The organism is Novosphingobium endophyticum, from assembly GCF_014640675.1.
Lineage (GTDB): Bacteria > Pseudomonadota > Alphaproteobacteria > Sphingomonadales > Sphingomonadaceae > Novosphingobium > Novosphingobium endophyticum.
Genome location: NZ_BMHK01000007.1, coordinates 46,717 through 66,967, shown reverse-complemented (window position 1 = coordinate 66,967; position 20,251 = coordinate 46,717). Strand labels below are relative to the sequence as shown.

Below are 20,251 nucleotides of genomic sequence, written 5' to 3'. Positions count from 1 at the left end.
TTAACCAGTTCCAATGAATTTGCGCAAGCCGATCTTGTGGAGAATTTCAAGCGCGGAACTATGCCGCCTCGCGCAACCGATGCTTCTTTATACAGTGCCTTAACTGATCGTAGGTCAGACCAAGGGCCGCGGCGGCCCGCCGCTGGTTCCAGCGGTGCCGGTCCAGGGCGTCGGCCAGCAAGGTGCGTTCGTAGGCATCGACGGCGGCGCGCAAATCGTCGACCGGCCCGACAACCGCGCCGGGTTCTTCGCGCACCGGCGCCACCACCCCGCCGGCCGTCTCGCCGGCCGTCTCGCCAGCCCCCAATACGCCATCATCCTGCCACGGATTGTGGAACGGATCGAAGACGATCTCGGCAATGGGCTGGTCCTCCCTGCCCCAGCGATATACCGCGCGCTCGATCACGTTGCGCAGTTCCCGGACATTGCCGGGCCATTCGTAGGCCTCCAGCTCACCCAGCGCCGATGCGGCAAACCCCGGCCAGCCGCTCCACTCCAGCTCCGCCGCCATGCGCCGGCCATAGTATTCGGCCAGCTCACGAACGTCGCCCTCGCGGGCGCGCAGCGGCGGCAGGCTGATGACCTCGAAGCTGAGCCGGTCGAGCAGGTCGGCGCGAAACTTTCCCTCGTGCGCCATCCGGGGAAGATCGGCGTTGGTGGCGGCGACGATCCGCACGTCGACCGATACCGGATGCGAGGACCCGATGCGCGTCACCTCGCCATGCTCGACCGCGCGCAGCAGCCGTTCCTGCGCGGCCATCGAGAGCGTGCCCAGCTCGTCGAGGAACAGCGTACCGTTGTCCGCCTCCTCGAAGCGGCCCGCCCGCGCGCGGCTGGCGCCGGTGAAGGCCCCGGCCTCGTGCCCGAAAAGCTCGGCCTCGATCAGCGTCTCCGGCAGGGCGGCGCAGTTCATGGTGATCAGCGGCTCGCCCCAGCGGGGAGAGAGGTGGTGCAGGCGCTGGGCGATCAGTTCCTTGCCCGTCCCGCGTTCGCCGATGACGAGAACCGGGCGGCTGATCGCGGCGGCGCGGCTCGCCCGCTCGACCGCATCGAGGAAGGCCATCGACTGGCCGACGAACTGCACATCGCGATCCATGCCCAATTATTAGCGATATTTCCCACTACTTGGCAATCGTCGATCCGACAGATTGCCCGCACGCTGCTGAAAATTCGCGGAAATCCGCCTTTCTCACAAACTGGCACACCCCTTGCTATTTAGCCGGCGTACCGATTGAAACATGGAAAAGCCGAGGGAAATCACGTCATGTCCATGAGCATCGCCAGCACCGACCGCGCCGATCGCCAGCCGAAGGAACCGCGCGTGCGCAGCAAGCTCGACTGGGCGATCGTCGCCAGCGTCATCGCCATGGGCACGCTCAACCTGGCCGTCATGTCCGACCAGCTGGGCGCGACCAAGGCCTACGCCGCCGCGCCCGTCTGCGGAGTGCCGCTGCAATGAGCAGGCTCGACGCGGAAATCGAATTGCTTCAGAATCCGGCGCGGCATGATACCGCCGGACAGGAACGCCATGGTCGCCACACCAGCACTCAGAACTTCGGCCCGACCTACATAAAAGGAAACGTCAGGATGGGTATCTTCTCCCGCACCCGCGACATCATCGCCGCCAACTTCAACGACATGCTCGACAAGGCCGAGGACCCGGCCAAGATGATCCGCCTGATCATCCTCGAGATGGAGGAGACCCTGGTCGAAGTGCGCACCTCCAGCGCGCGCACCATCGCCGACCAGAAGGAACTGCGCCGCCACGTCGCCAAGCTCGACAAGCTGCAGGAGGACTGGTCGGAAAAGGCGCAGCTCGCGCTCAGCAAGGGCCGCGAGGATCTGGCCCGCGCCGCCCTGCTCGAAAGGAAGAAGGCCGCCGACATGGCCGTCCAGCTGCGCGAGGAGATCGCCGTGCTCGACGATGCCCTGCGCGCCTACGAGCAGGACATCGAGAAGCTGCAGAGCCGCCTGCGCGAGGCCCGCAGCCGCCAGAGCTCCATCGCTGCGCGCTTGCAGAGCGCGGAGAACAGAGTCAAACTGCGCACGTTGCTGTCGAGCGAACGCGTCGACGATGCGATGGCCCGGTTCGACCAGCTCGAACGGCGCGTCGATTACGCCGAAGGCCGGGCCGAGGCGCTGGGCATGGCCGACAAGCGTCAGCCGACCCTTGCCGAGGAAATCGCCGCGCTCGCCGATGGCGACAAGATCGAGGCCGAACTTGCCGAGATGAAGCGCTCCATGGGCTCGGACAAGACCGCTGAGGACAAGCCGGAATGATCATGGAGCGGCTGCTGTCATCCCGGAGCACGCTCCGCCCGCGATGGGCACAGGACCGGGAATTTTGGGACACCGTCAAGGGAAGGGACAAACCAGTGTCACGCGGACAATTCTATCTCGACAAGTCGAACGCCAAGCTCGCCGGCGTCTGCGCCGGACTTGCCGACTACACCGGGGTCGACGCGTTCTGGATCAGGCTGGGCGCCGTGCTGCTCACGCTCTTCGGCTTCTGGCTCACCATTCCGGTCTACATCGCGGTCATGGTCCTGGCCGACAAACGCCCCCGCTATCTCTACAGCGACGAGGAGGAAGAGCGGCTGATGCACCGGCTGGAACGCAGCCGCGCGCGCCAGGGCCGCTCGCACCGCCTGCGTTCGGAAATTTCCGAGATCGAGCGCCGCGTCGCCGACATGGAAGCGCACTACACCAGCAGCAACTCGCGCCTCGCGGCCGAGATCGAGAGCCTGCGCTGACCGGACCGATCCACCCAGGGGCCTGACACATGTTCGACTTTGCCTATCTCATTCCGATGATGGCGCTTGCCATTCCGATCATCGCGATCTGGACCAGGCACCGCAAGGAAGTGATCCGGATGGAGCTTGAAGCCACCGCCGAGAAAGCGGCGCAGTATGCGACAAGCAATGCCCAGCTCGAGGAGCGCGTCCGCGTGCTCGAACGGATCATTACCGAGGGCGGATACGACACCGCGCTGCAGATCGAGGCCCTGCGCGACCAGCGCGAGGTTGAGGAAATGCACTCCGCCGAGAGGGACAAGACCGTCAACTAGGCGGATGATCCGGCAGGATACACAGGGGAAAACAGGATAATGAGTTTCTGGACCGCCGTTGTCGTTCTCTTCGCGATCGCCTCCATCACCTGGCTGCGCGCGCAGAAGTACCGGGCGCTGGGGAACGACCGGCCCGGCAATCCCGCCCGCGAGGAAGAACTCGAACACGAGGTGGAGGCCCTGCGCAAGCGCATCTCGGTGCTGGAACGCATCGCCACCGACGAACGGCGCGGCGACGAGCTGGCGCGAGAGATCGAATCGCTGCGTGATTAGGCCGCCGCGATGCGGCCGGCAACCCCGCAGACAGGGCCGCCTGCATCGCGGCGAGGCTTTGCCTTCGGGGGTAGCGCCCCGTTCGGCCGGCGGCAGGGGAGCGAGCCCGTCCCGCCGGCGCCTCGACCGCCAGGGCCGAGTTGGTGAGACGTGTGTTCCCCTCACCGCCGTTCGCATGATGGAACGCCAGCCAAGTCCTGTCCCGAGCCCCTCGAAGGGCCGTGGTGTCAGACCCCCCACGCCGGCCGCACCGTCCGCCGTGTCTTCTCCCTTCCGGCGTTATCCCGCATTCGCCAGCGGGCGATAGGGCGTGCCTGCCCTTCCCCTTCGGCTTCGCAGACGGATGGCGGCGACTGTCCCCGACGGGCTTTGACTCGCTGGGGCGATTGCCACAGAATGCAGCCCGCCAAAGGCAAAGGGTGATCCGTCCATGAGCAGTCCTTTTGAAACCATCCTGCTGGCGCATGATCTGTCTTCGCGCAGCGACCGCCCCGCAAGGCGCGCGGCGCAGCTTGCGGATCGTTGCGAGGCGCGGCTGGTCGCACTGCATGTCATCGACGCGGATCAGAACCGCGTGGTCCCCTCCTATCGTATCGACGCATTGCGCGAGACGCTTTCGGCGCGGCTCCCCCCGGCCGGTTCGCCGGTCGAACTGCAGATCGCCTGTGGACCGACCTCCCGGATCGTTCCCGAAGTCGCGGAGCGGATCGGCGCCGACCTCATCGTCACGGGCGTTACCCGTTATGACGAGTTCGGCGACTATTTCCTTGGCACCACGGTCCATCGCATCGTCCGCCACGCCGGCGCGCCGGTGCTCGTCGTCAAGCGCGAACCCGAGTTCGAATACGACAAGATTGTCGTGGGGACGGATTTTTCCGAATGTTCGGCCAATGCCCTGCGTGTGGCGGCCGCGCAGTTTCCGCGGGCGCGGCTGACCCTGCTGCACGCCTTTCACGTACCCTACGAAGGGCTTGTCAGCCGCGAAGCGCACGAGGCGGAAGTCCACGACGAGGAGCAGCACCGGCTCGAGACGTTCCTGAAGGATGCGAACCTGCCCGCCGAGGCGTTGGACCGCATCGAATTGCTCATGCGCTACGGCAACACCGATCAGGTCTTCGCCGAAGTCTTCGCCGAGAGGAAAGTGGACCTTGTCGTGCTCGGTACGCATGGCCGTGGCGGTATCGGCAATGCGCTACTGGGCAGCACGGCGGAAACGCTGCTGTCATGGCTGGACCGCGACGTTCTCATGGTCCGGCAGCCGCTCCGCCGGAAAGCCGAATAGCGCGCCGTCAGAACGGGATATCGTCGTCGAGGTCGTCGCCGAAGCCGCCCGGCGACGAACCGCCGCCCGCCGCGCCGCCGCCGCGGCCCATGTCGCCGCCGCTCATGTCGCCGCCGCCCGAAGGCGCGCCCCAATCGTCACCCCCGCGCGAGCCGCCGCCCGAACGGCCGCCTTCATTCCATCCACCACCGCCGCCGCCGCGCGAACCGCCGCCGCCCGGCGCGCCGTCGAGCATGGTCAGCACGCCGCCGATGCCGCCGACCGAGACCTCGGTGCTATAGCGGTCGTTGCCGTTCTGGTCCTGCCACTTGCGGGTGCGAAGCTGGCCCTCGATATAGACCTTGCTGCCCTTGCGCAGGAAGCGCTCGGCCACGCCCACCAGCCCGTCCGACTGCAGCACGACGGTGTGCCACTCGGTGCGCTCCTTGCGCTCTCCGGTCTGGCGGTCCTTCCAGCTTTCCGACGTGGCGATGCGCAGGTTGGCGATGCGCCCGCCGTTCTGGAACGACTTGACCTCGGGATCGGCTCCCAGGTTGCCGATGAGAATGACCTTGTTGACGCTGCCTGCCATGATGGAATCGCTTTCTTCTGAATCTCGGGGAATGGGGTAGCGAATGGGGTCGGCGGAGGCCAGTTAAACGCGATGCGTTTTCCCCACCGCGATCCGCCATGACGACAAGGCTACAGCCCGGCCGCCACCGCGGCCCAATACGTCAGCCCCGCCGCCGCGTAAGCCATGGCGAACAGGTAGACGAGCATGAACGTCGGCCACTTCCAGCCGTTGGTCTCGCGCCGGGCGACGGCGATGGTGGACATGCACTGCGGCGCGAAGACGAACCAGGCGAGGAAGGCCAGCGCCATCGGCAGGGTCCATCGGGCCTTGAGCTGATCGCCCAGCTCCACCGCCTGCTGCTCCTCGTCGGTGGCATCGACGGCATAAGTCGTCGCCAGCGAGCTGACCGCCACTTCGCGCGCGGCCATGGCCGGGATCAGCGCGAGCGCCATGTCGCGGTTGAAGCCGATCGGCTCGACCACGACGGCGAGGCCATTGGCGACCCTGCCCGCAATCGACACGTCGACCTGGCTCTCGCCCGGCCTCGCCTGCGGAAAATTGAGCATGACCCAGAGCACGACCGTGACCGTGAAGATGATCGTGCCCGCCCGCCGCAGGAAGATCCACGCGCGCTGCCACAGGCCGATCGCCATGTCCTTGAGCCGGGGAAGCTGGTACTTGGGCAGCTCCATGATGAAGCCCGAGGCGGCACCCTTGGTCACCGAGCGGCGCAGCACCAGCGCGACGATCATCGCCCCCAGCACGCCCGCGACATAGAGCGCGAAGAGCACCAGCCCCTGCAGCCCCACGCCCCAGCCCACGGTCTGGCGGGGAATGAAGGCGGCAATGATCACAGCATAGACCGGCAGGCGCGCCGAGCAGGTCATCAGCGGCGCGATCAGGATCGTGGTCAGCCGGTCCCTGGGATCGCTGATCGCGCGCGTCGCCATGATGCCCGGAATGGCGCAGGCGAAGCTGGAAAGCAGCGGAATGAAGCTGCGCCCGGAAAGACCGACATGCGCCATCATCCGGTCCATCAGGAAAGCGGCGCGGGCCATGTAGCCAGAGGCCTCCATCGCCAGGATGAAGGCGAAGAGGATCACGATCTGCGGAAGGAAGACGACCACCGAGCCCACGCCGCCGAGAATGCCTTCGGTCAGCAGGTCGCGCCCAAGGCCGGTGGGCAGGAATTCGATCGAAAGAGCCGTAAGCCAGCCCACGCCGCCTTCCAGCGCGTCGGCGAACGGTGTCGCCCAGGCGAACACGGCCTGGAACACCACAAAGAGAAAGGCCGCGAGAATCACCGGCCCCGCCCAGGGATTGAGCAGCACGCGATCGAGCCGCGCGTGAAGGCGGTGGCGGCGCGTCTCGGAAAGGATCGCCCCCTCCGCCATGGCGTGCGCGGCGACGCGCCTTTCGATCAGCGACAGGTCGGTGATGCCCGGCCCCGGAAGGCGCGTCTCGGCCGAAGCGATCGCCTCGGCCAGTTCGGCAAGGCCGCGGCCGCGCACGGCCACCGTCGGGACCACCCGCACGCCCAGTTCCTGCTCCAGCAGCGCGGGATCGAGCACCAGCCCGTCACGCTGGGCAAGATCGACCATGTTGAGTGCGATGACCGTCGGCTTGCCGAGAGCGAGAATTTCCTGCGCGAAGACGAGATGCTGTTCCAGGTTCGAGGCATCGAGCACGACCACCAGCGCATCGGGCGCCGATTCCCCGGCGAACTGCCCGCGTATGACCTTGGAAGTGACTTCCTCGTCCGGGCTGGTCGCCTCAAGGCTGTAAGCGCCGGGAAGATCGGTCATCTCCACCGGCTCGCCCGTCGGCAGGACAAAGCGGCCCGCCTTGCGCTCGACAGTGACGCCCGGATAGTTGGCGATCTTCTGGCGCGCGCCGGTGAGCGCGTTGAACAGCGCGCTCTTGCCCGCGTTGGGATTGCCGACGAGGGCAATCTTGCGTTGCCGGCTCACAGGACTTCCACTTCCATCGCGGCGGCATGGGCACGGCGCACCGCGACGATCATGCGGCCGACCGAAACGGCGAGCGGATCGCGCCCGCCGAACACCCCGCGATGCGAGATCGCCACCTTGGCGCCTTCGTCGATGCCCAGCGCGCGCAGGCGCTGCGCCTCCTCCTGGACGAGTTCGTTCCAGGCGACCGCGACTATGCGGGCGTTTTGGCCAATGGGAAGCAAGTCGAGAGTCATGAAATCGCGCTGCCAGATTAATCTATCAATTGCAACTGGCTCGCAATAGCCGCGCCTGTCATTGTCCGCGATCAACAGGTGGCCTGCCGCCACATCAACGCGCCGGATAGCGCAGACGCCCCAGGAACCGGGTCACGCTGAAGCGCTCCTCCGACGCACCCAGCATCCGGCCCTTCGCCTTCTCGAAGCGGATGATCCCCTCTATCCTGCGATCCAGAAAAGCGCGGGTTTCCGCCTTGTTCTCGCTCTTGTCGCGCGCGAAGACATGGAGCGTCGCGGCATAGATCCCAGCCAGGATCGCGCGCTTGGTATAGTGGTTGTAGTCGGTCGCGGTGTCGCCCGCGAGGCGCCACATGGCATCGGCGCTACGCCAGCCGAGCCTGGTAGCGGCAACGGCGTTTTGCGGCATGGCCATGATCGCCAGCGCCCGCGTCAGCGCCTCCTCGCGCCCCGCCACGGCATCGAGTCGCGCCATGACGAGCCGGCGAATGCGCTCGCGGATCGGCAGGCCGGTGAGCGATTCGGCCGAAACCGTCGCCGCCATCCGCGCGTCGACGTGGCCGACCCAAGTCGCGATCATCGCCATCGGCCCGTCGCGAAAGGCGTATTTCGCCAGCTCCGGATCGACATCGGCCATGCGGGCCGCGTGAACGACGGCCTCCATGCTCCAGCCGTCGAAAGCCGCCGCGTCGGCGATTGCCGGGACCAGTTGCCGGCGCAGCGCGTCGAGAGTTTCGGGTTCCTCCATCGCGCGATCAGAGCACCGGGCCATAGACCGCAGCGGCCTTGCCCTTGGTCTTGGCGAGAGTGTCGATGGCCGAAGCGATGGCGCTGTTCTTGCCCTCAAGCGCGGCATAGTCGCGCGCGGACCGGCCCGAGTTGTCGGCGCGGTCGGGATTGGCGCCGGCCTGCAGCAGCGCCTTGACGAGCTGCAGGTCCTTGCGGTGCACGGCGGAGATCAGCGGCGTTTCGCCGGCATCGTTCGAAACGTCGGGCGAGGCATTCTTCTGCAGCAGGAATTCCGCCCCTTCGCGCCAACCGAGATTGACCGCCAGTTGCAGCGGCGTACGGCCGCGATCGTCCGCCGCGTTGACCTTGGCACCGTGGGCGATGAGATAGTTCAGCCAGGTCAGGTCGCGCCGCTGGGTGACGATATGCAGCGCCGTCTCCCCGCTGGTCACGTCCCTGGAGTTGATAATCTGCGACGAGGGATCGAGCAAAGCCGCCTCCACCGCGGCACCGTCCTTCTTCTTCACGGCTTCGAGAAACTTGTAGCCTTCCGAAAAGCCCGACTGCGCCAGGACGGGCGAGGAGAGCATGAAACCGGCCGCGAGAACCGGCAACACCGCCCTCAAAAAGGCCCGCGCGGTTTTCGTCCCGTTCCCGATCATTGCCCTGGACACCTTGAAATTCCTCCGAATTCGTCGCTTGCCTGCGATTGCCATGGTATCGATTCCGGCAACGCATCTTGCATGGGCGCATTTAGCAGAGCATGAACCGCCACGCCATGACCTACCTGAATCGCCGGACCGCCTCCATTGCCCTCGCGCTTGCTCTGGGCCTGTCCCTTTCCGCCTGTCAACAGCAGGAGCCGGCCGAACGTCCGCCGCTCGAAGGCGCGGCCATCGGCGGTCCCTTCACGCTGGTCGACAAGAACGACAAGACCGTCACCTGGGATCAGTTCAAGGGCAAGTGGCGCATGGTCTATTTCGGCTATACCTTCTGCCCCGACGCCTGCCCGATGGACGTCCAGGCGATGATGCGCGGCTTCAACCTGTTCGACGAGGCGCACCCTGCCGAAGCGGCCGAAGTGCAACCGATCTTCATCTCGATCGACCCCGCGCGCGACACGCCCGAGATCGTCGGCCAGTGGACCTCCGCCTTCGGCCCGCGCCTGCTGGGGCTGACCGGCACGCCCGAGCAGGTGAAGACGGCCGCCGATGCCTTCGTCGCCTATTACCAGAAGGGCACTGATACGCCGGGCGGCTACCTGATGGACCACAGCCGCATCGTCTATCTGATGGACCCGAACGGCAAGCCGATCGCCATGCTTCCGGTAGACAAGGGACCCGAGGCGGTCTCGGCCGAACTCGCCAAGTGGGTGAAGTGAACCGCGACGGGCCGTTCTGGGAATGGCCGCTCGACAAGCTCGACCGCGGGCAATGGGAAGCGCTGTGCGACGGATGCGGGCAGTGCTGCCTGCACAAGGTGGAAGACGCCGACACCGGTGAGATCTTCCACACCAATGTCGCCTGCAAGCTGCTCGACCTCAAGACCGCGCGCTGCACCGATTACGCGAACCGCCGCAAGTTCGTGCCCGATTGCCTGACGCTGACGCTGCGGAACGCCGCAAGCCTGGACTGGTTGCCGCCGAGCTGCGCCTATCGCCTGCGCGCCGAGGGGCAGCCGCTGCCCGAGTGGCACTACCTTGTCTGCGGCGACCGCGAGGCGGTTCACCGTGCCGGGATGTCGGTGGCCGGCAAGGTCATCAGCGAAACCGTGGCCGGCCCTCTCGATCATCACATCGTCTGGCCTTATGGAGAGGAGGAGGAGGAGGACGGCGAGGAGGAGGACGGCTGATCCCATGCTCGACTGGCTTCGCCGCGACCCGTATCACGAGCCGGTGATCGAACTCGGCGGAAAGTCGCTGCCCATCGTCATCCGCCGGCTCGACCGCGCGCGGCGCCTCACCATGAGGCTTGCCCCGGACGGCAGCGAAGTGCGGATCACCGTGCCGCCGTGGACCCGCACCGCCGAAGCGATCGCCTTTGCCGATTCGCGCCGGGACTGGCTCGCGCGCCAGCTCGCATCGCTGCCGGTCGCCGAACCGCTGGCACACGGCGCGGCATTCCGCTTCCGGGGCGCCGTCCATATCCTGCGCCACGATCCCGAGGCCCCGCGCCGCCCCGAACGCAATGCCGGGAGCATTGTCGTCGGCGGCCCCGAAACCTCGCTGCAATCGCGGCTCAGACGCTGGCTGGAAGGCGAGGCGCGCGAGCATCTGGCCGCGGACCTTGCCACCTATTGCGCCAGGGCGGAACAGGCGGCCCCGCCGCTCGCCCTGTCCAACGCGCGGCGGCGCTGGGGTAGCTGCGCGCCCGACGGATCGATCCGGATCAACTGGCGCCTCATCATGGCACCCGACACGGTGCGCCGCTCCGTGGTCGCGCACGAGGTGGCCCACCTCGTCCACTTCGACCACTCGCCGGCCTTCCATGCCTGCCTCGCGGGGCTCTTCGAGGGCGACATCCGCGCCGCCAACCGCTGGCTCAAGGCGCATGGCCGCGAACTCTACCTGCCGTTCGGCTAGCGTTCACGGCGCTTAGCGCCTAAATAGGCGCGCATGGCCTTGTTCAAACGATCCGGTTACTGGAAAGACGTCCACCCGACGGGGATGATCGCCGACTTCAAGGCGGTCTGGAAGCAGGCCGGCCACAACCGCTGGCGCATCGCCGTGGTTTCGGCGGCCTGCACTTTCGCGGTGTTCTACGTGATGTTCCAGCAGGAGGGGAAAGGGCCGCAGCCGCCGCTGAAGGTCACATATATCTCGACCCTGCCCGCGCACCGCAGCGATGCCGAGATCATCGCCTCCAATGTCGAGAACCAGAAGCGCAAGGAAGCCGTCAACCGGATCATCGCCGAGCGCGACAAGGAAGTGCGCGACGTCTACAAGACCATCGGCCGCATGTCGGGAATGGATGTCGACGAGATTACCCGCCAGGCCGAAGCGGAAAAAGCCGCCGAGGAAGCGGCGCGGCGCGAAGCCGGACGCCCGCTTCCGAACGGCGTCACCAGCGTCGAACAGGCCGAGGCCGCACAGAACGAAGCCGGACGGTGAGCGCCAGCATGAGCGACGACGCGCGCTGGCTCGCCGCCGCCGCGAGCGTTGCCGCCCGCGCCCGCCCGATCAGCCGCCCCAACCCGGGTGTCGGCGCGGTGATCGTCAGGAACGGCAAGGCCATCGCGCGTGGCTGGACGCAAGCCGGCGGACGCCCCCATGCCGAGGCGGTCGCGCTTGCGGCAGCGGGCGATGCGGCACGCGGCGCGACGCTCTACGTCACGCTGGAACCTTGCGCGCATGCCTCCGAACGCGGCCCGGCCTGCGCCGATCTCGTCGGCGCCTCGGGCCTTGCCCGCGTCGTCGTCGGCTGCATGGACCCCGACCCGCGCACCGCCGGAGCCGGCATCTCCCGGATCGAGGCTGCCGGGATCGCGGCCGATCATGTCCCCTCGCCGGCCTGCGAGAATAGCCTTTCCGGCTATCTCATCGCCAAGCGGCTGGGGCGCCCCGAAGTCACGCTCAAGCTCGCCATGTCGCTCGACGGCAGCATCGCCCTCGGCTCGGGCGAGAGCCGGTGGATTACCGGGGACGAGGCACGCGCGCACACCCACGCGATGCGCGCGAAAGCCGACGCCATCCTCGTCGGCGGCGGCACCCTGCGAAAGGACAAGCCGCTTCTCGACGTACGGCTGCCCGGTCTCGAAGCGCGCAGCCCGGAGCGGTATGTGCTCACGCGGGGACAGGCGCCCAAGGGATGGCGCGCCCTGCCCTCGCCCAAGGCAATCACCTGGATGGAAGGCATCCAGTACCTTTTCGTCGAGGGCGGCGCGGGCGCGGCAGCGGCATTCCTGCACGCGGGCCTTGTCGACCGGCTGCTGATCTACCGCGCGCCGATCCTGATCGGCGGAAGGCCGGGGATCGGCGACTTCGGCCTCCCCTCGCTCGACGCGGCGCACGGGCGATGGCGATTTTGCGAGCGGCGCCAGCTTGGCAGCGACACGCTCGAAGTCTACGAGGCCGAAAACCCCAGCGGGAAATAGGCCATGTTCACAGGAATAGTCACCGCCCTCGGCGAAATCCGCGAAACCCGCAAGACGGGTGACCTGCACGCCGTCATTGCCTGCCCCTTCGATCCGGCGGGGATCACGATGGGCGCCTCGATCGCCTGCTCGGGCGTGTGCCTGACCGTGGTCGACAAGGGCGGCGTTCCGGGAGACGCCTGGTTCGCGGTCGACATCTCGGCCGAAACCGTCGCCCGGACGGTGCCGGGGCGCTGGGAACTGGGTACCAGGCTCAATCTCGAACCGGCGCTGAGGCTGGGCGACGAGCTGGGCGGCCATATCGTCACCGGCCATGTCGACGGCGTGGCGGGGATCGTCGACATCTGCCCGGAAGGCAATTCCCGCCGCGTCGACTTTTCCGTGCCCGCCGAGCTGGCACCCTATCTCGCCCCCAAGGGATCAATCACCATCGACGGCGTTTCGCTGACGGTCAACGACGTGACCGATCAGCCGGACGGCACCTGCCTCTTCTCGGTCAACATCATCCCCCATACCGCCGAAGTCACGACGCTGGGCGCGCTGGCGCAGGGCGACAGGGTGAATGTGGAGATCGACGTACTCGCGCGCTACCTCAAACGAATGCAATCGTTGCGGGGCTGAAAGGCGCTGCGGGGAAACGGCCGAAACAGAGCCCGCCGCCGCAGCAGCGCGGCCTAGCTGCGCGCGTTCGCCGCGCCGCTGCCTTGAAGCGGAGCCGGATCATCGACGGCGGGTGCGACGGCCTCCGGCCCGGCCCGGCCGCGCTGCGGGAGTTCGCGCAGATTGTCCGCCGCGATCCGCAGGGCCGCGACATTCCCCGGGGCAGCATAAGGCAGTTGCCAGGACGGAACGGCCCGGCTGAAGAGATAGCCCTGGACCTGCGTGCAGCCTTGCAGGCGAAGAGCCTCGAGCTGGCTTTCGTGCTCCACGCCTTCGGCGGTCGTGACGATGTTGAGATCTCTGGCAAGCGAGATCACCGACTGCACGATGGCCTGGCAGTCCTCGCGGTCGGCCAGTCCCTCCACGAAGCTGCGATCGATCTTGATCTTGTCGAACGGGAACGAGCGCAGGTAGTTCAGCGAGGAGTAGCCGGTCCCGAAATCATCCAGACTGATCCGCACGCCGACCTTGCGCAGCTTGTGGAGGATGTCGAGCACTTCGCTGCTGTTCTGGATGAGCAGATTTTCGGTGATCTCCAGCTCGAGCCGGTGCGGCGCGACACCGGTCGCCGCCAGAGTGTTGACGACCAACGGCAGGAAACCGCCCGATCGCATCTGTGCCGGAGAAACATTGACGGCCACCGTCAGGTGATCCGGCCACCGCGCCGCGTCCGCCAACGCGTTGCGCAGGACCCATTCGCCGAGCTGGGTTATGAGGCCGCTTTCCTCGGCTACCGGTATGAATAGCTGAGGACCGAGCATCCCCTTTTGCGGATGGTTCCAGCGCACCAGCGCCTCGTAGCCGCTCGTCTCGCCGCTCGATAAGTCGACGAGAGGCTGATAGTGCAGTTCCAACTCTTCGCGCACGACGGCATGGCCCAATCCGATCTCCAGATTGCGGCGCTCCTGCATCTGTTCGCGCATGCTGGCGCTGAACGTCGAGATCGCGTTGCGGCCGCGCAACTTCGCCTCGTACATCGCAAGGTCCGCCGCCTGGAGCAGTTCGTCGGCGGTCTCGCCGTTCTCCGGCGCGAACGCCGCCCCGATGCTGGCGCCCATGGGCATTACCTGCCCTTTGATCTCGATCGGCCTTGCCAGCTCGTCCAGAAGGCGCCGGGCTATATCGAGGCAGGTATCGCGCGAGGGAAGATCGGGCAGCAACACGACGAACTCATCGCCGCCCAGCCTCGCCACCACGTCGCCCGGACGGACCGATTGCTCAAGCCTGCGCGCGACCTCTCTCAGAACCGCATCGCCGGCCGCATGACCGTGCCCGTCGTTGATTTCCTTGAAATGGTCGAGGTCGACGAACAGCAGCCCCGCCGCCCGGCGTTCCGAAAGACGAAGCATCGCCCGCTCCAGCGTCGCGCTGAACAACGTACGGTTGGATAGACCGGTCAACAGGTCGAAATGCGCCATGTAGGCGATTTTCGCTTCCGCGCGCTTCGCTTCGCTGACGTCGGCGATGAAGCCCCGCCACCCGCCTGCCCGCCCGTCCGGCCGTTCAACCGGACGCCCGCTGATCGACCACCACCGTTCCTCGCCGCGAACTTCCAGCGGCAAGGCCAGGTTGCGGAAGCGTTCGCCGCAACCGAGCTTTTCCTCCAGTTCGTGACGATGGACGCCTTCGTGGAACAGGTGGACGAAGGACATGCCATGAAGGCGATCCGCATCGATCCCGCAGGCATCGCAGAAACGCGGCGAAGGATGGTTGATGCAGCCGGTCTCGTCGATCTCGTACAGCCAGTCGCTGCCCTCGTCATCGTACTGGTTGAGCAGCAGGCTGATCGTTTCGTTCGACTGCGCAAGGCGCTTCGTGCGAATGCGCCGCGTGGCGAAGAGGTAGTACAGGTTGTATATCGACCAGTGGAGGAATGCCGAAAGCGCCAGCACCGCGATCGCGACGGATACGGCCGCCATGCCATCGCGCGCGAACATTCCCGTGACGATGGCGCCCCCGCTTGCGACGCTGGCACCCAGCGCGAGGTGCGGCAGGGCGAGCATGCTTATGCCGTCGATCGCCATCATCGCGACCCCCAGTGCCACCAGGCCCTCGTGGTTGCCGTGCGGTGCGATCATGATGCTCCATGCCAGCACCCCGCACCACCAGATGGAGCGGATCCGTATGACTCTTCGTCGGTAGTTGAGAGCGATTTTCGGATCGAACCCGGGCCGCGCTTCGCGGTGGCGCACCCCTGCCTGCATGACCATGACCACTGCCCCCCCGCCGACCGCCGCGCAGGTGAACGCCACGTTCGAGACGGCGCCCACGAGGCTGAGGAGCAAGCTCAGCCTGACAAGTTCAAGAAGCGACAGGGGAAAGCTGCGCAGATAATCACCGCGGCAACGCGCGAACCAGTCCTCTTCGTCCGGTTCGACGGGATGGCGGGTCAACGCCAGGAGGCTGACCGGGGTCTGCTTTATCAATTCGTTGCCGGACTTGCCGAACCGCGCCATTTGCCTGTCTCTCCCGAACCCCGTCCGCATCTAAATGTGACCGTCTGATCCGATCACCGCGCGCACGGATATGTCCGCCCTTGTTGTCATGTAGTTGGGCGGGACGAATACCTTGCAAATGTAAATGCTTACCTAATATAGCAAAGGACGCTAGCCAGGCGGTTCCATAGTGCGCTGTATGCAGGAATTTCTCGAAGCGCGCCGTAGCCAGCACGGCGGCAACGGCGGGCCGCTCCGGCCCAGTACGTGACCCGCGCCCCGGGTTCGCGCCGCCGGTATCATCACGAGAGCCCTTCACATGATGCGAGTATAGGCTACCCTGCCGGTTGCTTCTGTAGCAGAAGGACGGTCCACGGCTCGGGCATTGGCGGCATGATTGCGTTCCTTGACTTCGAGGCCTCATCCCTTTCGGATCGCAGTTACCCGATCGAAATTGGTTGGGTGTTCGAGGACGGCGGGAGCGAAAGCCATCTTATCCGGCCCGCACCCCGCTGGGATGACTGGGATCCGGCAGCCGAAGCGCTGCATGGAATTTCCCGCGCGAAACTGCTGACGGATGGCGAGCACCACGAAGCCGTCGCAAGGCGAATGGTCGAGGCGCTTGCCGATCACGATCTCTACGCGAGCGCGCCCTCGTGGGACGGCAAGTGGCTGAGCACATTGCTGCGGACCGCCAGACTGCCGCGTCATGCCCTGCGGCTGCGGGGCACCAGCGCCCTGCTGGAAGAGACCGCGAGGCGCGTCCTCGCCCCGGTCCTGCCCGGCGCGACGCTGGGACAGGCCGTCGAGGACCTCCTGGCCCAGACCGACGTCCGGGAACAGGAGAGCGCGCCCGCGCACCGTGCCCTGGCCGACGCCAAGGATGAACGCCGCCGCTGGCTCAATGTCCGCGAGGCCGCCCTTGCCGCGGTGCGCGCCCTTGACGGACGGACGATGTAAAAGACCCGTCCCGAAGCCGACGCCCCCTCATCCTTTTGTTCGCCTTTTCACCTGTACGAATTCCGTCCGCCTCGCTAGATGGAGCCGCGAGACGGCAAACCCGTCCACCGATTCCCGGGGAGGACAGTGAGGTGACAGAACTCTGCACGCTTACGCTGCAGTGCAATGATCGCATGGGGCTGGTGGCCGACGTCGGCGCCTTTCTGGCCGGACACGGCTGCAACATTGTCGATGCCCAGCAATTCAACGACCAGCTCAACGGCCGCTTCTTCATGCGCGTCGAATTCGAAGTGCGGCAGGCCGAGCAGATCGAGGGACTGCGCAAGGACTTTTCCGTCATTGCCGAAAACAACGGCATGGAATGGAACCTGCGGCGCAACGCCGATCCGCGCAAGGTGCTCATCATGGTCAGCAAGTTCGACCATTGCCTGGGCGACCTGCTTTATCGGCACCGCATCGGCGAACTGCGCATGGACATCGTCGGGATCGTGTCCAATCATCCGCGCAGCGTGCTGCACACCTCGCTGATCGGCGACATCCCCTATCACCACCTGCCGATCACGCGGGACACGAAGCCGGAGCAGGAGGCGCGGATCAAGGCGATCGTCAACGAGACCGGCGCCGAACTGATCGTGCTGGCCCGCTACATGCAGATCCTCTCCGACGATTTCGCCGCGTTTCTTTCCGGCCGGTGCATCAACATCCATCACTCGTTCCTGCCGGGATTCAAGGGCGCGAAGCCCTATCACCAGGCGCACGAACGGGGCGTGAAGATGATCGGCGCCACAGCCCATTACGTGACGGCCGACCTCGATGAGGGGCCGATCATCCACCAGGACGTCGAAGCGATCGGCCATGCGGACACGCCCGAGGATCTCGTGCGCAAGGGCCGCGATATCGAGCGCCGGGTCCTGGCGAACGCCGTCAGGCATCACCTTGACGGCCGGGTATTCCTGAACGGTGCGCGCACCGTCGTATTCAAGAGCTGATGATGGCAGAAATCATAGATGGCAAGGCGATGGCGCAGCGGCTTCTTGAAGAGACCGCGACGGCCGTAGAGAAGATGCGCGTCGAGCACGGCAGGACGCCGGGGCTGGCCGTCGTGCTGGTTGGCAGCGATCCGGCCAGCGAGGTCTATGTCGGACGCAAGATCGCCCAGTGCCGGAAGGCGGGTATCCGGTCGATCGAGCATCGCCTGCCGGCGACCGTCAGCCAGGCTGAGCTGCTTGCGCTCATCGACGAGCTCAACGCCGATTCCGAAGTCCACGGCATCCTGATCCAGCTGCCGCTGCCCGACCATGTCGATGCCGGGCTCGTGCTCGATCGCATCAGCCCGGCCAAGGACGTCGACGGCTTTCACCCGGTCAACGTCGGGCGGCTTTCGACGGGCACCGGCGGGCTCGTGCCCTGCACGCCGCTGGGCATCATGGTGCTGCTCGACAGCGTCATCGACGACTATCGCGGCCTCAATGTGGTGGTGATCGGCAAGTCGAACATCGTCGGAAAACCGGTGTCGATGCTGCTGCTGGAACGCGAGGCCACGGTCACCGTCACGCATATCGAGACGCGCGACCTGCCCGATGTCGCGCGCAAGGCCGACATCATCGTCGCCGCCGCCGGCGCGCCCCACCTCGTGCGCGGCTATTGGGTGAAGCCCGGCGCGGTGGTGATCGACGTCGGCATCACCAGAGTGCGGGATCACGACGGCAAGACCAGGATCGTCGGCGACTGCGCGACTCACGAACTCGACCATGCCCGCGCCGTGACCCCGGTTCCCGGCGGCGTCGGCCCGATGACGATCGCCTGCCTGCTGTCCAATACGGTCAAGGCCGCCGGAACGGCCGATCCGGCCTGAGGATTACGCCAACGGTTCCGTTTCCCAGACTTCGGTATCGATCTGGGCCTGCGCGCCGCGGGTGTAGCGCGGCCCGGAAACGGCCTCGGGCGTGAAGATGGTGTCAATCCGCGCCAGCGCTTCAGCCGGCACCTCGATCGAAAGGGCAGCCAGGTCCTCGTCCAGGTGGGCCGAGCTCGTGGTGCCGGGGATCGGCACGACATGATCCCCGCGCGAGAGGACCCAGGCGAGCGTGAGCTGCGCGGGCGTGCAGCCCACCTCGCGGGCGATGCCTTCGAGCCGGGCGGCGAGCGCGAGGTTGCGTTCCAGATGCGGCGGCTGGAATCGCGGCATCGCGGCGCGAATATCCTCGGCCGCGACGCCTTCGGGCCCGACCCCGCCCGCAAGCAGCCCGCGCGCAAGCGGCGAGAAGGCGACCAGCGCCACGTCCAGCTCGGCGCAGGCATCGAGCACCGCTATTTCCACATTGCGCGTCCAGGGCGAATATTCGGTCTGCATCGCCGCGATCGGATGCACGGCATGGGCGCGGCGCAGCGTCGCGGCCGACATTTCGGAAAGCCCGATCGCGCCGATCTTGCCTGCCTCCACGGCACGTACCAGCGCGCCTACGGAATCCTCGATGGGCACGTTGCGGTCCAGGCGGTGAAGATAATAGAGATCGATGTGATCCACCCTCAGGCGGCGGAGCGAATCCTCGAGCACGCGGGCTATCGCTCCGGGCGAACCGTCAAGCCCGCGCTTGCCGTCAAGCTCCGCGAGCACGCACTTGCTGGACAGCGTGAATTCCCCGCGCCGGTGCATCAGGGTTCTGCCCAGCAGTTCCTCGTTGCGGCCAGACCCATATAGGGCGGCCGTATCGAAAAGCGTCACGCCCGCGTCCAGCGCATGCAACAGCAACCGCTCCGCCTGCTCGGGTTCCGGCCGGGGGAGGTAGGCGTGCGACAGATTCATGCATCCCAGCCCCATCGCGGAAACGGTGAAGGGGCCGATCTTGCGCGTGGGCAGGTGTGTGTTCATCGGTAAAACTTCTCCTTCAGACGGCGCGGCGGTCAGGGCAGTCGCCGCCGTCCTATCCCAGGCGGCAGCGGGGTACCAATCAGATCGGGTGGGCCATCATTAGATGAGACGAAGCCTCCCCGACAAGAACGCCCCCGGAAAGAACGTCATGTTCTTTCCGGGGGCAAGGCGCCGTCACTCAAGCGGGGGGTGGGTTTGGCGCGACGGCGCCCCGGGGGCTCGATTCAGAATTCGCCGCCGGCGTTGGCGTCCGCGCTGGCGTTGACGCCGACGCCGATACCGGCCGAGGCATTGCCGCCGCTCTTCGAGGCCGAGCCGCTGCCCGAGCCCGAAGCGCCGGCATTCGCGCTGCCTGCTCCGGTCTGCGCGCCGGCATTGGCGGACCCGCTACCCTGACCGCTCGCAGAGCCATTCGCGGTGCTGTCGGCAACGCCCTGCGCCTGCGAACCGGTCGCCGCCGCCTGACCGCTGAGCGCACCGGCGGCATTGCCCGCCACGCCGGTCAGGGCAGAGCCCGAGGGCGCTTGCGGAGCGCTGCCCGCGCCGGTCAGCGCGGAAGCCGCCGAACCGGCGGCCGAACCGCTGGCGCCGGCAGCGCCGGTCGAGCCCGATGCGGCGCCGTTTGCCGCGCCCATGGCGCTGCCACTGGCCGAGCCGGCAACCCCGGTCACGCCGCCGAGGGTATTGCCTGCCAAACCGACGAGGCCGCTCGCCTGACCGCGAGCATTGCCAGCAGCATTGGCCGCCGCGCCGGTTGCCGCCGAAGCGTCGGGCACGGCGGGCGCCGCCACCGACTTCGAGGCCGAGGCATCGCCCGAGGCGCTGCCCGATCCTTCGGCAGCCGAGGTTACGGTGCGGCTGGTGCGCGATACGTCGGCTCTGCCGGCAATGTCCCCCGCGCCGCTGGCCGCACCGCCGATGGTGCCGCCGATCGAGCCGGGGCCGCCGAGAGTGCCGCCCAAAGTGCCGCCAAGCGTACCGCCGAGGCCACCGCCGCCGCCAAGCAGCTGTGCATTGGCGGCGCCGGGGACGGCGACGAGAGCGAGAGTGGCGATGGCCGTGCCGAGTGTGAAGTTCTTCATGGTCCTGCTCCTTCTTTCAATTCCCTTCCCCTCGGCATGA

Annotated in this window: 24 protein-coding genes; 15 read left to right on the top strand and 9 right to left on the bottom strand. The window is 66.7% G+C overall.

Annotated elements, in window-relative coordinates; translation table 11 throughout:
* Window positions 1–58: 58 nt before the first annotated feature.
* Window positions 59–1,096 carry a phage shock protein operon transcriptional activator gene (gene pspF / locus IEX32_RS07085; protein ID WP_188769910.1) on the bottom strand — a complete coding sequence of 346 codons (1,038 nt, stop codon included), beginning with the start codon at window positions 1,094–1,096 and terminating at the stop codon, window positions 59–61.
* Between the two features lie 168 nt (window positions 1,097–1,264).
* Here pspF and IEX32_RS07080 point away from each other — a divergent pair, with 168 nt between their 5' ends.
* The 6 genes from IEX32_RS07080 (at window position 1,265) to IEX32_RS07055 (ending at window position 4,622) form a co-directional block, all read left to right on the top strand.
* Window positions 1,265–1,459: a hypothetical protein gene (locus IEX32_RS07080; protein ID WP_188769908.1), complete on the top strand. Its 195-nt coding sequence runs from the start codon at window positions 1,265–1,267 to the stop codon at window positions 1,457–1,459.
* The gene (gene pspA / locus IEX32_RS07075; protein WP_188769906.1) at window positions 1,456–2,280 is read left to right on the top strand and encodes a phage shock protein PspA; all 825 of its coding nucleotides are present in this window, start codon (window positions 1,456–1,458) and stop codon (window positions 2,278–2,280) included. Before IEX32_RS07080 ends, pspA begins: the two co-directional genes overlap by 4 nt.
* Before the next feature lie 95 nt (window positions 2,281–2,375).
* Window positions 2,376–2,753, top strand: coding sequence for a PspC domain-containing protein (locus tag IEX32_RS07070; RefSeq protein WP_188769904.1), 378 nt, complete (start codon window positions 2,376–2,378; stop codon window positions 2,751–2,753).
* A 29-nt stretch (window positions 2,754–2,782) separates the two neighbouring features.
* Complete coding sequence (locus IEX32_RS07065; protein WP_188769902.1) at window positions 2,783–3,067, top strand: hypothetical protein; 285 nt, start codon at window positions 2,783–2,785, stop codon at window positions 3,065–3,067.
* Window positions 3,068–3,106: 39 nt separating this feature from the next.
* Complete coding sequence (locus IEX32_RS07060; protein ID WP_188769900.1) at window positions 3,107–3,340, top strand: hypothetical protein; 234 nt, start codon at window positions 3,107–3,109, stop codon at window positions 3,338–3,340.
* A gap of 430 nt (window positions 3,341–3,770) precedes the next feature.
* The gene (locus IEX32_RS07055; protein WP_188769898.1) at window positions 3,771–4,622 is read left to right on the top strand and encodes a universal stress protein; all 852 of its coding nucleotides are present in this window, start codon (window positions 3,771–3,773) and stop codon (window positions 4,620–4,622) included.
* A gap of 7 nt (window positions 4,623–4,629) precedes the next feature.
* Here the strand turns inward: IEX32_RS07055 and ssb are convergent, their stop codons facing one another.
* The 5 genes from ssb to IEX32_RS07030 form a co-directional block, all read right to left on the bottom strand.
* Window positions 4,630–5,193, bottom strand: a complete 564-nt coding sequence (ssb, locus tag IEX32_RS07050; protein WP_308421028.1) for a single-stranded DNA-binding protein — start codon at window positions 5,191–5,193, stop codon at window positions 4,630–4,632.
* Window positions 5,194–5,303: 110 nt separating this feature from the next.
* The gene (gene feoB / locus IEX32_RS07045; protein WP_188769896.1) at window positions 5,304–7,145 is read right to left on the bottom strand and encodes a ferrous iron transporter B; all 1,842 of its coding nucleotides are present in this window, start codon (window positions 7,143–7,145) and stop codon (window positions 5,304–5,306) included.
* Entirely contained in the window at window positions 7,142–7,381 is a 240-nt protein-coding gene (locus IEX32_RS07040; protein ID WP_188769895.1) for a FeoA family protein, read from the bottom strand. The genes feoB and IEX32_RS07040 overlap by 4 nt, the downstream gene beginning before the upstream one ends.
* Window positions 7,382–7,475: 94 nt before the next feature.
* Entirely contained in the window at window positions 7,476–8,129 is a 654-nt protein-coding gene (locus IEX32_RS07035; RefSeq protein ID WP_188769893.1) for a COQ9 family protein, read from the bottom strand.
* Window positions 8,130–8,136: 7 nt separating this feature from the next.
* Window positions 8,137–8,772 carry an ankyrin repeat domain-containing protein gene (locus IEX32_RS07030; RefSeq protein WP_188770096.1) on the bottom strand — a complete coding sequence of 212 codons (636 nt, stop codon included), beginning with the start codon at window positions 8,770–8,772 and terminating at the stop codon, window positions 8,137–8,139.
* Window positions 8,773–8,888: 116 nt separating this feature from the next.
* Between IEX32_RS07030 and IEX32_RS07025 the strand changes: the two genes are divergently transcribed.
* The 6 genes from IEX32_RS07025 to IEX32_RS07000 are packed head-to-tail and all read left to right on the top strand — an operon-like array spanning window position 8,889 to window position 12,823.
* The gene (locus IEX32_RS07025) at window positions 8,889–9,491 is read left to right on the top strand and encodes an SCO family protein (protein WP_229736218.1); all 603 of its coding nucleotides are present in this window, start codon (window positions 8,889–8,891) and stop codon (window positions 9,489–9,491) included.
* The gene (locus IEX32_RS07020; RefSeq protein WP_188769889.1) at window positions 9,479–9,961 is read left to right on the top strand and encodes a YcgN family cysteine cluster protein; all 483 of its coding nucleotides are present in this window, start codon (window positions 9,479–9,481) and stop codon (window positions 9,959–9,961) included. The genes IEX32_RS07025 and IEX32_RS07020 overlap by 13 nt, the downstream gene beginning before the upstream one ends.
* 4 nt (window positions 9,962–9,965) lie before the next feature.
* Window positions 9,966–10,691, top strand: a complete 726-nt coding sequence (locus tag IEX32_RS07015; RefSeq protein WP_188769887.1) for a M48 family metallopeptidase — start codon at window positions 9,966–9,968, stop codon at window positions 10,689–10,691.
* 33 nt (window positions 10,692–10,724) lie between these two features.
* Window positions 10,725–11,219, top strand: coding sequence for a hypothetical protein (locus tag IEX32_RS07010; RefSeq protein ID WP_188769885.1), 495 nt, complete (start codon window positions 10,725–10,727; stop codon window positions 11,217–11,219).
* 8 nt (window positions 11,220–11,227) lie between these two features.
* Window positions 11,228–12,202, top strand: coding sequence for a bifunctional diaminohydroxyphosphoribosylaminopyrimidine deaminase/5-amino-6-(5-phosphoribosylamino)uracil reductase RibD (gene ribD / locus IEX32_RS07005; RefSeq protein WP_188769883.1), 975 nt, complete (start codon window positions 11,228–11,230; stop codon window positions 12,200–12,202).
* A gap of 3 nt (window positions 12,203–12,205) precedes the next feature.
* A complete protein-coding gene (locus IEX32_RS07000; protein ID WP_188769881.1) occupies window positions 12,206–12,823 on the top strand; it encodes a riboflavin synthase in 618 nt (205 codons plus the stop codon).
* A gap of 53 nt (window positions 12,824–12,876) precedes the next feature.
* Here IEX32_RS07000 and IEX32_RS06995 read toward each other — a convergent pair whose 3' ends face one another.
* On the bottom strand, window positions 12,877–15,318 hold the full coding sequence (locus IEX32_RS06995; RefSeq protein WP_188769879.1) for a putative bifunctional diguanylate cyclase/phosphodiesterase: 2,442 nt from the start codon (window positions 15,316–15,318) through the stop codon (window positions 12,877–12,879).
* A 372-nt stretch (window positions 15,319–15,690) separates the two neighbouring features.
* Here IEX32_RS06995 and IEX32_RS06990 point away from each other — a divergent pair, with 372 nt between their 5' ends.
* From IEX32_RS06990 to folD, 3 genes are all read left to right on the top strand, one after another.
* Entirely contained in the window at window positions 15,691–16,257 is a 567-nt protein-coding gene (locus tag IEX32_RS06990) for a 3'-5' exonuclease (protein WP_188769877.1), read from the top strand.
* 131 nt (window positions 16,258–16,388) lie between these two features.
* Window positions 16,389–17,246 (top strand): formyltetrahydrofolate deformylase, encoded by an 858-nt coding sequence (purU, locus tag IEX32_RS06985; RefSeq protein ID WP_188769874.1) that lies wholly within the window; start codon window positions 16,389–16,391, stop codon window positions 17,244–17,246.
* Window positions 17,247–17,248: 2 nt separating this feature from the next.
* Entirely contained in the window at window positions 17,249–18,112 is an 864-nt protein-coding gene (gene folD / locus IEX32_RS06980; RefSeq protein WP_188769872.1) for a bifunctional methylenetetrahydrofolate dehydrogenase/methenyltetrahydrofolate cyclohydrolase FolD, read from the top strand.
* Window positions 18,113–18,115: 3 nt separating this feature from the next.
* Here folD and IEX32_RS06975 read toward each other — a convergent pair whose 3' ends face one another.
* Together IEX32_RS06975 and IEX32_RS06970 are read right to left on the bottom strand one after the other, a co-directional pair.
* Complete coding sequence (locus IEX32_RS06975; RefSeq protein ID WP_188769870.1) at window positions 18,116–19,129, bottom strand: aldo/keto reductase; 1,014 nt, start codon at window positions 19,127–19,129, stop codon at window positions 18,116–18,118.
* Window positions 19,130–19,353: 224 nt separating this feature from the next.
* Entirely contained in the window at window positions 19,354–20,211 is an 858-nt protein-coding gene (locus IEX32_RS06970; protein ID WP_188769868.1) for a hypothetical protein, read from the bottom strand.
* Window positions 20,212–20,251 lie beyond the last annotated feature (40 nt).

What these genes read in the sequence shown, in the direction of transcription:
- pspF (WP_188769910.1), bottom strand. Translation starts at nt 1,096, where the DNA reads ATGGATCGCGATGTGCAGTTCGTCGGCCAGTCGATGGCCTTCCTCGAT.
- IEX32_RS07080 (WP_188769908.1), top strand. Translation starts at nt 1,265, where the DNA reads ATGTCCATGAGCATCGCCAGCACCGACCGCGCCGATCGCCAGCCGAAG.
- pspA (WP_188769906.1), top strand. Translation starts at nt 1,456, where the DNA reads ATGAGCAGGCTCGACGCGGAAATCGAATTGCTTCAGAATCCGGCGCGG.
- IEX32_RS07065 (WP_188769902.1), top strand. Translation starts at nt 2,783, where the DNA reads ATGTTCGACTTTGCCTATCTCATTCCGATGATGGCGCTTGCCATTCCG.
- IEX32_RS07060 (WP_188769900.1), top strand. Translation starts at nt 3,107, where the DNA reads ATGAGTTTCTGGACCGCCGTTGTCGTTCTCTTCGCGATCGCCTCCATC.
- IEX32_RS07055 (WP_188769898.1), top strand. Translation starts at nt 3,771, where the DNA reads ATGAGCAGTCCTTTTGAAACCATCCTGCTGGCGCATGATCTGTCTTCG.
- ssb (WP_308421028.1), bottom strand. Translation starts at nt 5,193, where the DNA reads ATGGCAGGCAGCGTCAACAAGGTCATTCTCATCGGCAACCTGGGAGCC.
- IEX32_RS07040 (WP_188769895.1), bottom strand. Translation starts at nt 7,381, where the DNA reads ATGACTCTCGACTTGCTTCCCATTGGCCAAAACGCCCGCATAGTCGCG.
- IEX32_RS07035 (WP_188769893.1), bottom strand. Translation starts at nt 8,129, where the DNA reads ATGGAGGAACCCGAAACTCTCGACGCGCTGCGCCGGCAACTGGTCCCG.
- IEX32_RS07030 (WP_188770096.1), bottom strand. Translation starts at nt 8,772, where the DNA reads ATGATCGGGAACGGGACGAAAACCGCGCGGGCCTTTTTGAGGGCGGTG.
- IEX32_RS07025 (WP_229736218.1), top strand. Translation starts at nt 8,889, where the DNA reads ATGACCTACCTGAATCGCCGGACCGCCTCCATTGCCCTCGCGCTTGCT.
- IEX32_RS07015 (WP_188769887.1), top strand. Translation starts at nt 9,966, where the DNA reads ATGCTCGACTGGCTTCGCCGCGACCCGTATCACGAGCCGGTGATCGAA.
- IEX32_RS07010 (WP_188769885.1), top strand. Translation starts at nt 10,725, where the DNA reads ATGGCCTTGTTCAAACGATCCGGTTACTGGAAAGACGTCCACCCGACG.
- ribD (WP_188769883.1), top strand. Translation starts at nt 11,228, where the DNA reads ATGAGCGACGACGCGCGCTGGCTCGCCGCCGCCGCGAGCGTTGCCGCC.
- IEX32_RS07000 (WP_188769881.1), top strand. Translation starts at nt 12,206, where the DNA reads ATGTTCACAGGAATAGTCACCGCCCTCGGCGAAATCCGCGAAACCCGC.
- IEX32_RS06995 (WP_188769879.1), bottom strand. Translation starts at nt 15,318, where the DNA reads ATGGCGCGGTTCGGCAAGTCCGGCAACGAATTGATAAAGCAGACCCCG.
- IEX32_RS06990 (WP_188769877.1), top strand. Translation starts at nt 15,691, where the DNA reads ATGATTGCGTTCCTTGACTTCGAGGCCTCATCCCTTTCGGATCGCAGT.
- folD (WP_188769872.1), top strand. Translation starts at nt 17,249, where the DNA reads ATGGCAGAAATCATAGATGGCAAGGCGATGGCGCAGCGGCTTCTTGAA.
- IEX32_RS06975 (WP_188769870.1), bottom strand. Translation starts at nt 19,129, where the DNA reads ATGAACACACACCTGCCCACGCGCAAGATCGGCCCCTTCACCGTTTCC.
- IEX32_RS06970 (WP_188769868.1), bottom strand. Translation starts at nt 20,211, where the DNA reads ATGAAGAACTTCACACTCGGCACGGCCATCGCCACTCTCGCTCTCGTC.